The sequence below is a fragment of the Bacillus altaicus genome, from assembly GCF_042136375.2.
GTDB classification, from domain to species: domain Bacteria; phylum Bacillota; class Bacilli; order Bacillales; family Bacillaceae_G; genus Bacillus_A; species Bacillus_A cereus_U.
Genome location: NZ_CM143394.1, coordinates 1,098,345 through 1,112,087 on the forward strand (window position 1 = coordinate 1,098,345; position 13,743 = coordinate 1,112,087).

Genomic DNA, 13,743 nt, shown 5'->3' on the forward strand with positions numbered 1-13,743 from the left:
AAAAGTCAAGAAATTTAAACTATAGCTGTTCATTGAGAGGAAGTGAGCGCATGAAGCAGACGAAACAAAAGGTAATTGATGCGGCAATATCGTTGTTTAATACGAAAGGGTATGACGGGACATCGGTGCGAGACATTGCAAAGCGAGCGGATGTGAATGTAGCGAATATTTCATATTATTTTTCTGGAAAGCAAGGGTTATTAGAACAGCTTATTACGGATTTTTTAGAAGGATATATTCACGTAATTGAAACGTCATTTGAACAGAGAGAATATTTATCGGCTAAAGATGCGATGGTGCAAATGGTGCGCGGGATTTTACGATATCAATTTGATAATAGAGAACTGACACGTTTTTTTTATAGAGAGCTTTCGCTTGATACGACATTAATTCGTGAAGTGATGACCGTTTATTTTTCCAGAGAAAGATATTATATAGAGCAAATCATTAAACAAGGACAAATGAAGCAAGAATTTAAAAAGGTATCTTTTACAATGTTTATGACGCAACTAAAAGGTATGATGAATATGCCATTTTTATATCCACAATATATATCAGAGGTGCTACACTCATTTCCATCTGAGACGTTTTTCTTAGAAATGTATACGAAGGAAATTGAGCAATGGATGGAACGAACATTATATAAAGCGAGTATGTATTATGAACTGCCAAGAGCTGTTCATATGTGAAAAACCCCCACCTAACGAATTGAGGTGGGGATTTTTATATGTTGTTTTCTTTGCTATAAATTGTTGCATACTAGCGCAATAATTGTTAATGAGGCGCCGGCAATTTCTATGTTATCGACAGTATAACCTTGAAACATAAAACCGATAAGTGCAAGTACAGGAACTAAATTCATAAATAATATGCCGTTATATAGTTGAAACATCTTATGCAGAACCGATGCTTGCAATGGTAAAAGCTGGCCTAGGTATTACTTTAATTCCGGAAATGGTGGTAGAGCAAGCGGTAAGGCAAGGAAATGTCACTTGTGCGCAAAATTTATTTCGCATCTCATATGAAAGAGTGCCTGTTATTACAATCATTTGAGGATAGGTAGTTAAGTAAGCGGAATATTAAGAAAGATTACATTTACATTTAAAGAAACATGAAATTTTTAAAAAAACTAGGTCAAAAACACGTCATTACATGGTATGATTAGAACATTGTTAGTTGTTAAATATAGGGGAATTCCTTTTTTATACATAATGCCTTCCATTTCATAAACGGAACGGACAAAAAAAGAGATATAACTTAGGAGGCTTTTTTGCATGGATTCTATCCTGACGATCGTTATCATTGTAGTAAGCTCTATTCTAGTGCTGCTCATGATAGAGCTTGTGATAAGAAATCGTTCATATAAAGATATTGAAGCACTGGAGCAGTGGAAACAAGAGATAAAAGATAAACCTGTGGCAGATGAACTAAAGCGGGTAAAAGATTTAAATATGACAGGTCAAACAGAAGAACTATTTGGTAAATGGCGTGAAGAGTGGGATGAAATTGTATCAACAACTCTTCCGAAAGCTGAAAAAGATTTAGGGCAAGCGCGAAAATTTGCCTCGCAATTCTCCTTCCGCAAAGCAAAGCATGCGATGAAAGAATCCATAAGTGGTTTAGATGACGCTGATAATCGTATTACAGACATTTTAAATGAATTACAGCAACTGTTAGAAAGCCATGAGAAAAACAGCTCGGAAATTGAAGAGTTACGTGATACATATCGTAGTATGAAAAAGAGCGTTCTTGCTCATCGACACATGTATGGAGCAGCTGAGCAAAAAATTGAAGAGATGTTAGATGTTGAATCCGAGAAGTTCAAAACTTTTGAAGAGGCAACTGATAATGGTGATTATTTAAAAGCGAGAGAAATTGTTATTAGTTTAGAAGAAGGTTTAGCAAGTTTAGAAATCGTTATTCATCAAATTCCAGATTTATTGGTAGAGTGTCAAGCGACATTACCAGTTCAGCTGGAAGATTTAATACAAGGCCATGATGATATGATAAGACAAGGTTATGTATTAGAGTATTTGGAAATTCCTAAAGAAGTCCGCGATATGACGACACAACTACAAACATGTTTAATGGATATACAGGAGCTTTATATAACGGAAGCAGCAGAAAAAGTAGAGAACTTAAAAACTCGTTTAGACAGTTTTTATGATCAACTTGAACAAGAAGTGCATGCGAAACACTATGTGGAGCAAAAAACACTGTCTGTTTATGAAGATTTAGAAGAAATTCGTACAGAAACAATTGAAACGAAAATAGAAACACAACTTGTGAAACAAAGTTATCAATTACAAGACAAAGACATTGAGTCACAAAAAGTAATTGAAAAGCAAATGCATATTTTAATGAAACGTTTTGAAGTGTTGCAAATACGTGTTGCTGAACAAGATATTGCATTCTCTATTATTCGTGAGGAACTAGAAGAGGTTTATGAGCAATGTGAAACTTTAAAAGTACTTCATGCAGAATATAAAGAAATGCTGCAAACGATGCGCAAAGAGGAATTTGAAGCACGTGAGAAGTTACAAGAAATGCGAAATACGATTTTTGAGACGAAACGTTTTATGCAAAAGTCGAATTTACCAGGTCTTCCAGAGAGTATTATGGAAGATTTACAAAAAGGGCAAATGGCGATGCAAGCTGTATATGAGCAATTAGAAGTAAAGCCGTTAAATATGAATACTGTAAATAGCAGTTTAGAAGAAGCGTACACAGTTGTGAATGGTGTATCTGAAATGACGGAAGAATTAATTGGACAAGCGTATTTAGTTGAAAAACTAATTCAATACGGTAACCGGTACCGCAGTCATGATGAGAATCTTGCAGAAAGCTTAAATTATGCGGAGAAATTATTCCGTGAATATCAATACGATGCAGCTTTAGAACAAGCGGCTTCTATATTAGAGAAACTTGAACCTGGCGTTGTTCAAAAAATAGCTGAATATGTAGACAATGAGCAAACCCTTTAATAAAGGGTTTGTTTTTTTGTGTAATTTTGAAGTCGATGTTGCTATAATGAATAGCGGAATACAGTAAGGTTGTTCGTTTCAAAATAAAGTGAAACCATAAGTGATGGGTTTCATCCACCATTGATTATTAATCTTCACCACTCAGTATGCCTGCAAATGGCGGGGGGAAATATACACTTTTATATAAAAACGGAACCTTTGAGTAGTCTTAGCGTAATTACACGTATTTGTGATATGATTATATGATGTGATAGCGCTGAAAGGGGAAGAACGATGATCTATTTTGATAATAGTGCGACGACGAAGCCATATCCAGAAGCTCTTCAATCGTACGTAACGGTTGCAGGGAAATATTTTGGTAATCCTTCTTCTATTCACTCGCTTGGAGGAGAGGCAGAGCGTCTATTAACACAATCGAGAACGATTGCGGCACAGCTCCTTCACGTTAAACCTTCTGAAATTATTTTCACATCAGGTGGAACGGAAGGGAATAACCTTGCGATTAAAGGGATAGCGATGAGGAATCGTTCGCGCGGCAAACATATCATTACAACAAATATTGAACACGCGTCTGTGTTTGAGGCATATAAACAATTAGAAGATCTCGGTTTTGATGTAACATATTTACCGGTTAACGAGCACGGTGTTGTATCGGTAGAAGATGTAAAACGAGCGCTTCGTGAAGATACGATTCTTGTGTCAATTATTCACGTGAACAACGAGACTGGAGCGATTCAGCCCGTTGCTGAAATTGGAACATTATTAGCGAACTATCCGAAAATAAGATTCCACGTGGATCATGTACAAGGGATAGGAAAAGTACCACTTGATTTATACGCTTCTCATATTGACCTTTGTTCAATATCTGGACATAAATTTCATAGCGTAAAGGGGACAGGTCTTCTTTACATACGTGATGGTGTAAGATTAGATCCAATCTTATCAGGTGGTCAACAAGAGCTCAAGTATCGTTCAGGTACAGAAAATTTACCTGGTATTGTAGCGATGGTGAAAGCACTTCGTATGACGATGGAACAAGTGAAAGAAAAAATAGTTCATTTGCAAAATTTACAAACAGAGCTGGTCCGTTTCTTTAAAGAGATGGAAACTGTAACGATTAATACATCACTTGAATATGCGGCACCGCACATTTTAAATGTATCATTTGTCGGTTTAAAACCAGAAGTAGTCGTTCATGCTTTAGAAGAATATGGTGTATATGTATCGACGAAGTCTGCTTGTTCTTCAAAAGCAAATGAAGTGAGCCGAGTACTAGTGTCAATGGGAGTACCGCACGCCGCAGCTACAAGTGCGATTCGCATTAGTCTAGCACCGGACAACACGATGGAAGAAGTAAAACAATTTGAAGGTATTGTTAAAGAGACAATGCCAAAATTATATGAAGTGATGAGGTAAAGAAATATGATGACATATGAATATATTTTAGTTCGTTATGGAGAAATGACGACAAAAGGAAAGAATCGTTCTAAGTTTGTAAGTACGTTAAGAGATAATGTGAAATTCAAATTAAAAAAATTCCCAAACATTAAAATTGATGCAACACATGATCGTATGTACATTCAGTTAAATGGCGAAGACCATGAAGAAATTTCTGAAAGATTGAAAGATGTATTTGGTATTCATAAGTTTAACTTAGCGATGAAAGTACCATCAGAATTAGAAGATATTAAAAAAGGTGCATTAGCAGCTTTCTTACAAGTAAAAGGTGATGTGAAAACATTTAAAATTACAGTGCACCGTTCTGATAAGCGCTTCCCAATGAAGACGATGGAGTTACTTCCAGAAATCGGTGGGCACATTTTAGAAAATACAGAGGATATCACAGTAGATGTTCATAATCCAGATGTGAATGTACGTGTAGAAATTCGCAGTGGTTATAGCTATATTATGTGTGGTGAGCACATGGGAGCAGGCGGTTTACCAGTTGGTGTTGGCGGAAAAGTAATGGTACTTCTTTCTGGTGGTATCGATAGCCCGGTAGCAACTTACTTAACGATGAAACGCGGTGTATCTGTGGAAGCAGTTCACTTCCATAGTCCACCTTTCACAAGTGAGCGTGCGAAACAAAAAGTAATCGATTTAGCACAAGAGTTAACGAAATACTGTAAACGTGTAACACTTCACCTTGTTCCATTTACTGAAGTGCAAAAAACGATTAATAAAGAAATTCCATCTAGCTATTCTATGACAGTTATGCGTCGTATGATGATGCGTATTACAGAGCGTATTGCAGAGGAGCGTAATGCACTTGCAATTACGACTGGTGAAAGTCTTGGACAAGTAGCGAGCCAAACGTTAGATAGTATGCATACGATTAACGAAGTGACAAACTATCCTGTTATTCGTCCACTTATTACGATGGATAAATTAGAAATTATTAAAATTGCAAAAGAAATTGGAACGTATGATATTTCAATTCGTCCATATGAAGACTGCTGTACAGTATTTACACCAGCAAGTCCATCGACGAAACCGAAGCGTGAGAAAGCAAATCGTTTTGAAGCGAAGTACGATTTCGCGCCGTTAATTGAAGAGGCTGTAGCGAACAAAGAAACAATGGTATTACAAACAGTAGAAGTAGTGGCCGAAGAAGAAAAATTCGAAGAACTTTTCTAAACCCATAAATTACCACATTCAAATGTGCATGAAGTCATGTTGTTTATCACACTCTATACTCACAAGGAGGTGATACAACATGGCAAGCACAAATAAATTAGCAGTATCTGGTGCTCAAGCAGCATTAGATCAAATGAAATACGAAATCGCTCAAGAGTTTGGTGTTCAACTTGGAGCTGATGCAACATCTCGCGCTAACGGATCTGTTGGTGGCGAAATTACTAAACGTCTAGTTTCACTAGCTGAGCAACAATTAGGCGGTTACCAAAAATAATCCCATATACGATGGCTTAGAAAGAGCGGGTTCTCCCGCTCTTTCTTTTTTTGTCATGATTTATCGGTAAATCGATATAAATTCATTCAACGGTTCGACATAAATATAAAAAAATTGTCAAAAGAAGAGGGTTCAAAATTTACTGAAAATTCTTTATTATATAAGAGAGGCATAGAAATAAAGGAGGATGTTATATGAAGAGAGAGGAATTGTTGGCGCCGCCGTCTTATAACTTAGTTTCGGAAATAGAGAAATATACGAATGATAAAGAGAAGCTTGCTTTAATTTGGCAAGATGATAAAGGGAATAGACGAGAGATTACATATTTTGAATTAATGCAAGGTGCGAATAAAATTGGAAACGCTTTTATAAAAAGTGGCTTACAAAAAGGGGACAAGCTCCTTATTATGATGCCGCGCTTAATTGAAGCTTACATGACGTATATTGCTGCGATTAAAGCAGGATTTGTCGTTATTCCAAGCTCAGAAATGTTGCGTAAAAAAGATATTGAGTATCGTATTGGGCACGGAGAAGTAAAGGCTATCGTAAGTTACGAACCGTATATTGGACAATTTGACGGCGTAGAAGCGGTGGAATCTCTTCAAAAATTCGTCTTGAGCGAGCGATCAGTAGATGGATGGACAAATTTAAAAACAGCATTAGAAACAGAAAGTGACATGTTAGAAATGGCGAAGACAGATAAAGAAGATATGGTCTTTTTATCTTATACGTCAGGGACGACAGGAAATCCAAAAGGAGTTGTACATACGCATGCCTGGGCATACGCTCATTTACGTACAAGCGCCCCGAATTGGCTCGGAATCGAAGAAGATGATGTTGTATGGGCAACGGCTAGTCCAGGTTGGCAAAAGTGGATTTGGAGCCCGTTTGTAGCGACTCTCGGTTCAGGTGCAACTGGATTTGTATACCATGGTAAATTTGAACCGAAAACATATTTAAACTTATTAGGCGATAATAAGGTGAATGTGCTTTGTTGTACACCGACTGAGTATAGATTAATGGCAAAGGTAGAAAACTTAAGTGAGTACAATTTAGAAGCGTTACATAGCGCTGTATCAGCTGGTGAGCCGTTAAACAGAGAAGTGATTGAAACGTTCCAAAGGCATTTCGATATTACGGTAAGAGACGGTTATGGGCAAACGGAAAACACATTACTTGTTGGGATAATGAAAGGGATGGACATTAGACCAGGATCAATGGGAAAACCAACGCCAGGAAACCATGTTGATATCGTAAATGAAGAAGGTATTCCGGTGCAGGTAGGAGAAGTTGGTGATATTGCAGTTCACATTGAAACACCAGCACTCTTTAAACAATATTATAAAGACGATGAGCGTACAGCGATGCAATTCCGCGGTGATTATTATATTACCGGTGATAAAGCGAAAAAAGATGAAGACGGCTATTTTTGGTTTGAAGGACGCGGAGATGATATCATTATTAGCTCTGGCTATACAATCGGGCCGTTTGAAGTAGAAGATGCACTTGTAAAACACCCATACGTAAGAGAATGTGCGGTTGTCGCAAGTCCAGATGAAATTCGCGGAAGTGTCGTGAAGGCATTTATCGTATTAAGAGAGAATATAGAAAAGAACGAAGAAACATTAATTCCAGTGCTCCAACAACACGTCAAAGAACTGACTGCACCATATAAATACCCTCGAAAAATTGAATTTGTAGATGAACTACCAAAAACGATTTCCGGAAAAATTCGCCGTATTGAACTTAGAAAACAAGAGATGGAGCTTCCTTCAAAATAATTTTGAAAATGAAGAAGTAAATAGTTGAATGAAATGTAAAACGTATGATATTATAAGAACGAACGTAAGTTCGATTTTATAAATTTGAAAAAGAGGTGTCCGTATGATTTTAGGTATTAATCCTTACTTAGTTTTAGATGGTAGTGGGCAAGAAGCTGTACAATTTTATAAAGAGGCGTTAGATGCAAAAGTAGAAGTAATGCAAACCTTTGGTGACATGCCTGAAAATCCAGAATACCCGATTCCAGCTGAAGCAAAAGAGCGCGTTTTACACGCTCATTTAAAAATTGGTAATACGGAGCTTATGATTTCTGATACATTCCCAGGTCAAGGGCATGCAATCGGATCTCAAGTAACAATTGCAATTCGAATTAATAACGCAGAAAAAGCGAAAGAAGTATTTGATAAGTTACAAGAAGGTGGAGAAGTTATCATGCCACTTCAAGAAACTTTCTGGAGCCCAGCATACGGACAATTGAAAGATAAATTTAATATTGAATGGCAAGTTACAACGAATCCTACTGAACAAAAATAATTTTTAGAAAAGCACCATTTTTAATCGGAATGGTGCTTTTTTTATACATATTAATTTCGTAGACTAAAGGAAAAAGGGATGAGTATATGGGAGAAATGTGGCATGGCGGAAGCATTTATACAATGCGAGAAGAGAATGAAAAAGTGGACGCCGTTTACGTTGAAAATGGCATCATAGTTGATGTGGGGAATACAGAAGAGTTAGAAAACCGATATTCAGAAGTGAAGTCGTGCGACTTACAAGGAAAAACGATGATTCCAGGGCTTGTTGATAGCCATATGCACCTTATTGGGCATGGGGAGAGGTTACTTCGTCTAGATCTATCAAATTGTACATCTTATAAAGAAGTACTTTCACTTGTTCAGAAGCGAGTAGAAGAAGCACCAAAAGGCTCTTGGATTATAGGAGAAGGATGGAATGAAAATAATTTTACAGATACAAAACATGTTCATGTACGTGATTTAGATGAAATCTCTAAAGAACATCCGATTTTATTAAAGCGCGTTTGTCGTCACGTGACATGGGTGAATTCATACATATTGCAAGAAGCGAACATAACAGAAGCGACGCAAGATCCAAAGGGCGGAAAAATTGGTCGTGACTCATTAAATAAATTAACAGGACTTTTATATGAGCAAGGACAAGAGTTAATTAAACATGTTCAGCCTGAAATAGATGGAGTGTATTTGCAAAGTGCTCTGCAAACAGCTATTTCAGACTGCTGGCAATACGGACTCGTTGGCGGACATACGGAAGACTTAAATTATTATGGCGGTTTTCAAAAAACGTACAATGCGTTTTCACACGTTATAAAAGAAATGCCATTTAAAGCGCATTTACTCGTTCACCATGAAGTAGCGAATGAACGAAAAGAATATGAAAATGAGCACTATATTGAATTTGGTGCGATGAAAATTTTTTCTGACGGCTCTTTTGGCGGAAGAACAGCTTTATTAAGTGAACCGTATGAAGATGCGAAGGAAACGAATGGAGTTGCCATTTTCTCACGTGAAGAGCTTGCAGGTTTAGTGAAAAAAGCACGAGATTTACATATGCCAGTTGCGATTCATACAATTGGTGATTTATCGCTTGAATATGTCATTGATGCGCTTGAATTACATCCACCAGCAGAAGGATTACGTGACCGTATTATTCATTGTCAGCTAGCACGTGAAGAGTTGATTGAAAGAATGAAACACTTGCCAGCTATTATTGATATTCAACCAGTCTTTGTTTCATCGGATTTTCCATCAGTGATTGAAAAACTAGGAGACCATCGTCTTCGTTATGCGTATGCTTGGAAGACATTGCTCGGCGCAGGGCTGCACTGCAATGGTGGATCTGATGCTCCAATTGAACAAGTGAATCCGTTTTTAGGTATATATAGTGCTGTTACACGTAGAAGTTTTATTGACGGTGTATGTTATATGCCAGAAGAAAGGTTAACGGTGTATGAGGCTGTTTCTTTATTTACAACAGGAAGTGCGTATGCAATTGGAAAAGAAGCAAATCGAGGGCAAATTACAAAAGGATATGAAGCAGACTTTACGATATTAGACCGTAATGTTTTTGAAATTGAGGTGGAAGAAATAAAAGAAGTAAAGGCAGAAATGACCGTCATTGATGGGGAGATTGTGTATAGGAAAGACATCTGAAAGTTTGAAGATGTGGCTCCGAAAATACATTTTTGTGCCGCTTCCTCTTTTTAGAAAGGTTGATGATGTAGTCCGTTTTTTCAATAAATTGATATGCTGTGTAGAATCGTTAATATATATACTTACGTGTCTGTTCAGCAATAATTACAGGCCTGTCAGATTTCCTATTAAAAGGATAACGAGTAAGTACGATAATAGTTCTAAACATATACATAATTTCTTTTGTGATGGAACTTAATAAATAAAAGCACTCATTAGAGTGCTAGTGCTTATTTTAATTGATTACGAATCGCTTGTAATACTGAATCAACGTTGTAATCAGGAATATTTCGTATAGTTCTTTTTTTCGTACCAAACATTTTTTTGATCTCTAGATAAATGATACCCGTATTCATAAGAGAAATACCAAATGCTCCCTCAATGATATCAAAGTCCACTTCTTTAATATCTTTGTATTTTACAATTTCGGCTTCAGCACCACCAAATAAGCCGCCTTTCATCATCACCAAGTATAAATTATGTTCTCCGACAACAATGAAGCCGGTTTTTGTTAGTTTAGGATGGGCAACTTCGAAGCAATATATTGCTTCTTGTGATTTCATAACTTTCTTTAAAGCATCAAATGCATACTGATAAAACTTCCGTTCAGTTTTCGGAAACTCTTTAGATATGTCAGTCATTTCATTTAGCGTAACGGGATATTCGATTACGCCAAATCTCTCATCTACTTTAGTATATTTTGGATTAGCCATATTGTATCTCCTTTTAAAATGAAAAATTGCTCATCTCATGGTAGCAAATAAGTTATTTATATTCTGTCGTATTTTGTCGAATGGGAAATAAAAAAGAGAGATGTCAGTTCTTTTTTGAAAAGGTAAATTGTGTAATTTTTGTCTTCGGAATAAAGGGGGATGTGAAATGTGAGTGATTACAAAAAATGAGCGTAACCTGTAAGTAATCGTACAAGCTGATTATATTGTACGATTAGGTCCAATTGGAGGAAGTGTAGGAGGAGAAATTATTTTTCTCTAGTGCGCCTGAAAGATTATTGGACAAAGAAACGGATACAAATAAAGCGCTGAATAAATAACCGTCGAATTATGGAAATCCCATAATTCGACGGTTATTTTATTACTATAAAAACGTTCTCTGTACTTTTTCCCAGAAGGAATTGTTTTTTAATTTAACAGTTTTAATTTGTTTATCGCTTAAACGAACAACGGCTTTTTCCACTTGTTTAATGCTAAGTGCTTCGTTATCCATTCCGATAACAGGATAATCATTGCCATCTGGTTTAAGTGTTAAAGTTAACGTACGCTCGTGATTTAAAAGGAACGGTGACCCGAGTGTACGGTATGTGTTGTTATTTAAAGATGCTAGTTCGCTTACTTGGAAACATGGGATAAGTGGATCGACAACTGCACCATGTAATGATTTATTGTAAGCGGTACTTCCTGTTGGTGTGGAGATAACTAATCCATCACCTCTAAATGTTTCAAAATGTAAATTGTCGACGTGTACATCTACGACAAATGTTTTAATGATGCTAGAGCGTAATGAAAATTCATTTAAACAATGGAAAGATGTACCGTGATCTACATCTACTTTAATTGTTGGATATTTTCGCACTTCAATTTCGTTTTTTGTAATTTCTTGAAGGGCTGTATCAATGTGATCGATGTGGAAATCGCAGTAGAAAGAAATTTCATCTTTCGTAGAAATACCTGCGTATAAGCAATCTTCTCTAAAGCCAGTTTTACGAACGGCTTGTAAGAAAGTTCCATCATCTCCAACGCTGACGATAGCGTTTGCATTTTTTGGATGATCTAATATGGTAAATCCATTCTCCTCTAAAATACGATATACTGGTTTCATTTTTTCAACGAGCGTTACTTTGTCATCACCATAAAAGAAAAATAAATTGCGACGATCTGCCATTATGTATCCCTCCACTGCAGTTAAATTTTCTAGTTTTAGTGCTGCATATCATCAGATTGTATTCTGAATAATATGCTCAAATAGTATATTTCGATATAAAATGTCAAAATCCCTTTTTATTTTTAGAAAAATTTTTATATTCAATTTTATCAAAGGTTGTTTAATGATGAATAAACTTGTCGATAATGGGTATGGAGTGAAAGGATGGTACGAATGAAATGGCTCGTAATTGGAATGATAATTCTTCTACTTTTTATTTTGCTAATACTATTATCGAAAATATCGCTTAAGGTGACGTTTTTATATTCAGAAATGGAAAAACAATGTTTATTTCAAGTGAAAATATGGATGATTCGATATACGTTTGATGTATTGGAAAGAATTGAAAAACAGCAGAAAAAGACGGGGCAGAAAATCGAAAAAGCTGAGGAAGATGGCGGCATAGATAATAAAATTATGGCACAACTTGATAGCGTCGGAGAACTGATAAAAAAGCTTCAAGAAGTTCATACTATTGTTAAAGATTTTCTCAAACGAGTGAAAATCAATAGTTGGAAATGGCATTCACAAATTGGAACAGGCGATGCGGCTAGTACTGGAATTGTCACTGGATATGCATGGGGGACAAAAGGAATGGCTGCTGGAGTTGTAGGACAATATATGCATATTGTCGACGTACCAGAATTTGAAATTACACCTGTTTTTCAAGGGAAGGGATTTGCATCAAGATGTGAACTAACAGCTTCCTTTCATATATTTCGTACTGTGAAAACAGCGGTAAAACTACTCATGTTTATGAGAAAACAAAAGTCTGGTATGGAAGATAAATCTGTTCAAGCATAGGGGGGATATAGAATGGACCATCCAATTCAAGGTTTAATGACAACAGCAATGCAGCATTTAAAACAAATGACTGATGTAAATACAATTGTTGGTGATCCAATTAAAGCGGCAGATGGAAGTGTAATTCTTACCGTTTCGAAAGTAAGTTTTGGATTTGCTGCTGGTGGAAGTGAATTTGGAAAAGTAGAACATTCAGGCCGTCACCCGTTTGGAGGAGGTAGCGGTGGTGGGGTTTCCATTAATCCTGTTGCCTTTCTCGTTGTAAATGGAGACGGTGTGAAAGTTTTACATTTAGATAAACAAACACATGTCATTGACAAAATAATTGAATTAGCGCCACAAGCTGTTGATAAAGTGAAAGAAATGATGGATAAACGAAAAGAAGATGATCCGGAATTTCAAATTTAAGGAGTAAAGAAGCTAATCAATGGATTAGCTTCTTTATTTTTTTGTAAATAAAGCGATTTTATTTGCATTATCGATAGGGACAAACTATCATTTACATTGTACATATTTTGTTTAAATAAGGGAGGATTTTTAAGTGGCAAATGTAACTTTTAAAGGTAACCCAATGACTTTAGTTGGAACAGAAGTTAAAGTTGGCGATCAAGCGCCTAACTTTCAAGTATTAGCAAATGACTTATCTCCAGTAAGTTTAGAAACATACAAAGGTGAAGTGAAATTAATTAGTATTGTACCTTCAATCGACACAGGTGTATGTGATGCACAAACTCGTCGTTTTAACGAAGATGCAGCAGGTATTGAAAATACGAAAGTATTAACAATTAGCGCTGATTTACCATTCGCTCAAAAACGCTGGTGTGCAGCTAACGGTTTAGAAAACGTTGCGACACTTTCTGATCACCGTGATCTTTCATTCGGCGAAGCTTATGGCTTAGTAATGAAAGAACTTCGTTTACTTGCTCGTGCAGTATTCGTAGTAGATAGCAATGACAAAGTAGTTTACGTAGAATACGTAAGCGAAGGTACAAGCCATCCAAACTATGAAGCAGCATTAGAAGCAGCAAAATTGGCGAAGTAATGTAAAAGAAGACGACCTCTCATTAAAGTTTCACTTTAGAAGAGGTCGTTTTTT

The 13,743-nt window shown here is 36.4% G+C and carries 13 protein-coding genes and 2 pseudogenes; 12 read left to right on the top strand and 3 right to left on the bottom strand.

Annotated features, from left to right (window positions below; translation table 11 throughout):
- The first annotated feature begins 50 nt into the window (after nt 1-50).
- Nucleotides 51-689 (top strand): forespore capture DNA-binding protein RefZ, encoded by a 639-nt coding sequence (refZ, locus tag ACE38F_RS05770; protein ID WP_215554409.1) that lies wholly within the window; start codon nt 51-53, stop codon nt 687-689.
- 53 nt (nt 690-742) lie between these two features.
- Here the strand turns inward: refZ and ACE38F_RS05775 are convergent.
- A pseudogene (locus tag ACE38F_RS05775) lies at nt 743-877 on the bottom strand (EamA family transporter); the annotation flags it as partial.
- A gap of 8 nt (nt 878-885) precedes the next feature.
- Here ACE38F_RS05775 and ACE38F_RS05780 point away from each other — a divergent pair.
- From ACE38F_RS05780 to ACE38F_RS05815, 8 genes and pseudogenes are all read left to right on the top strand, one after another.
- A pseudogene (locus ACE38F_RS05780) lies at nt 886-1,063 on the top strand (LysR family transcriptional regulator); the annotation flags it as partial.
- 211 nt (nt 1,064-1,274) lie between these two features.
- Nucleotides 1,275-2,984, top strand: a complete 1,710-nt coding sequence (gene ezrA / locus ACE38F_RS05785; RefSeq protein WP_215554408.1) for a septation ring formation regulator EzrA — start codon at nt 1,275-1,277, stop codon at nt 2,982-2,984.
- A 273-nt stretch (nt 2,985-3,257) separates the two neighbouring features.
- Nucleotides 3,258-4,400, top strand: coding sequence for a cysteine desulfurase family protein (locus tag ACE38F_RS05790; protein ID WP_215554407.1), 1,143 nt, complete (start codon nt 3,258-3,260; stop codon nt 4,398-4,400).
- A gap of 6 nt (nt 4,401-4,406) precedes the next feature.
- Entirely contained in the window at nt 4,407-5,621 is a 1,215-nt protein-coding gene (gene thiI, locus ACE38F_RS05795) for a tRNA uracil 4-sulfurtransferase ThiI (RefSeq protein ID WP_002160228.1), read from the top strand.
- 79 nt (nt 5,622-5,700) lie between these two features.
- Nucleotides 5,701-5,895 (top strand): alpha/beta-type small acid-soluble spore protein, encoded by a 195-nt coding sequence (locus ACE38F_RS05800; protein ID WP_000168891.1) that lies wholly within the window; start codon nt 5,701-5,703, stop codon nt 5,893-5,895.
- Between the two features lie 194 nt (nt 5,896-6,089).
- The gene (gene mbcS / locus ACE38F_RS05805) at nt 6,090-7,676 is read left to right on the top strand and encodes an acyl-CoA synthetase MbcS (RefSeq protein WP_215554406.1); all 1,587 of its coding nucleotides are present in this window, start codon (nt 6,090-6,092) and stop codon (nt 7,674-7,676) included.
- A gap of 103 nt (nt 7,677-7,779) precedes the next feature.
- A complete protein-coding gene (locus ACE38F_RS05810; RefSeq protein WP_341305625.1) occupies nt 7,780-8,211 on the top strand; it encodes a VOC family protein in 432 nt (143 codons plus the stop codon).
- A gap of 86 nt (nt 8,212-8,297) precedes the next feature.
- The gene (locus ACE38F_RS05815) at nt 8,298-9,866 is read left to right on the top strand and encodes an amidohydrolase (RefSeq protein WP_375370002.1); all 1,569 of its coding nucleotides are present in this window, start codon (nt 8,298-8,300) and stop codon (nt 9,864-9,866) included.
- A 269-nt stretch (nt 9,867-10,135) separates the two neighbouring features.
- On the opposite strand, the gene ACE38F_RS05820 is transcribed toward ACE38F_RS05815, so the two are convergent.
- Nucleotides 10,136-10,618, bottom strand: coding sequence for a PH domain-containing protein (locus ACE38F_RS05820; RefSeq protein WP_375370001.1), 483 nt, complete (start codon nt 10,616-10,618; stop codon nt 10,136-10,138).
- A 382-nt stretch (nt 10,619-11,000) separates the two neighbouring features.
- Nucleotides 11,001-11,804 (bottom strand): NAD kinase, encoded by an 804-nt coding sequence (locus tag ACE38F_RS05825; protein WP_215554403.1) that lies wholly within the window; start codon nt 11,802-11,804, stop codon nt 11,001-11,003.
- Nucleotides 11,805-12,008: 204 nt separating this feature from the next.
- Here ACE38F_RS05825 and ACE38F_RS05830 point away from each other — a divergent pair, with 204 nt between their 5' ends.
- The 3 genes from ACE38F_RS05830 to tpx all read left to right on the top strand — a co-directional run bounded on the left by ACE38F_RS05830 (nt 12,009) and on the right by tpx (nt 13,689).
- A complete protein-coding gene (locus tag ACE38F_RS05830) occupies nt 12,009-12,647 on the top strand; it encodes a DUF2953 domain-containing protein (RefSeq protein WP_215554402.1) in 639 nt (212 codons plus the stop codon).
- A gap of 12 nt (nt 12,648-12,659) precedes the next feature.
- The gene (gene ytfJ / locus ACE38F_RS05835) at nt 12,660-13,055 is read left to right on the top strand and encodes a GerW family sporulation protein (protein ID WP_215554401.1); all 396 of its coding nucleotides are present in this window, start codon (nt 12,660-12,662) and stop codon (nt 13,053-13,055) included.
- A 133-nt stretch (nt 13,056-13,188) separates the two neighbouring features.
- Nucleotides 13,189-13,689: a thiol peroxidase gene (gene tpx / locus ACE38F_RS05840; RefSeq protein ID WP_375369999.1), complete on the top strand. Its 501-nt coding sequence runs from the start codon at nt 13,189-13,191 to the stop codon at nt 13,687-13,689.
- The last annotated feature ends 54 nt before the right edge of the window (nt 13,690-13,743 follow it).

Bases quoted from the DNA above. Each gene is read 5' to 3' on its own strand.
- refZ (WP_215554409.1), top strand. From the start codon at position 51: ATGAAGCAGACGAAACAAAAGGTAATTGATGCGGCAATATCGTTGTTT.
- ezrA (WP_215554408.1), top strand. From the start codon at position 1,275: ATGGATTCTATCCTGACGATCGTTATCATTGTAGTAAGCTCTATTCTA.
- ACE38F_RS05790 (WP_215554407.1), top strand. From the start codon at position 3,258: ATGATCTATTTTGATAATAGTGCGACGACGAAGCCATATCCAGAAGCT.
- thiI (WP_002160228.1), top strand. From the start codon at position 4,407: ATGATGACATATGAATATATTTTAGTTCGTTATGGAGAAATGACGACA.
- ACE38F_RS05800 (WP_000168891.1), top strand. From the start codon at position 5,701: ATGGCAAGCACAAATAAATTAGCAGTATCTGGTGCTCAAGCAGCATTA.
- mbcS (WP_215554406.1), top strand. From the start codon at position 6,090: ATGAAGAGAGAGGAATTGTTGGCGCCGCCGTCTTATAACTTAGTTTCG.
- ACE38F_RS05810 (WP_341305625.1), top strand. From the start codon at position 7,780: ATGATTTTAGGTATTAATCCTTACTTAGTTTTAGATGGTAGTGGGCAA.
- ACE38F_RS05815 (WP_375370002.1), top strand. From the start codon at position 8,298: ATGGGAGAAATGTGGCATGGCGGAAGCATTTATACAATGCGAGAAGAG.
- ACE38F_RS05820 (WP_375370001.1), bottom strand. From the start codon at position 10,618: ATGGCTAATCCAAAATATACTAAAGTAGATGAGAGATTTGGCGTAATC.
- ACE38F_RS05825 (WP_215554403.1), bottom strand. From the start codon at position 11,804: ATGGCAGATCGTCGCAATTTATTTTTCTTTTATGGTGATGACAAAGTA.
- ACE38F_RS05830 (WP_215554402.1), top strand. From the start codon at position 12,009: ATGGTACGAATGAAATGGCTCGTAATTGGAATGATAATTCTTCTACTT.
- ytfJ (WP_215554401.1), top strand. From the start codon at position 12,660: ATGGACCATCCAATTCAAGGTTTAATGACAACAGCAATGCAGCATTTA.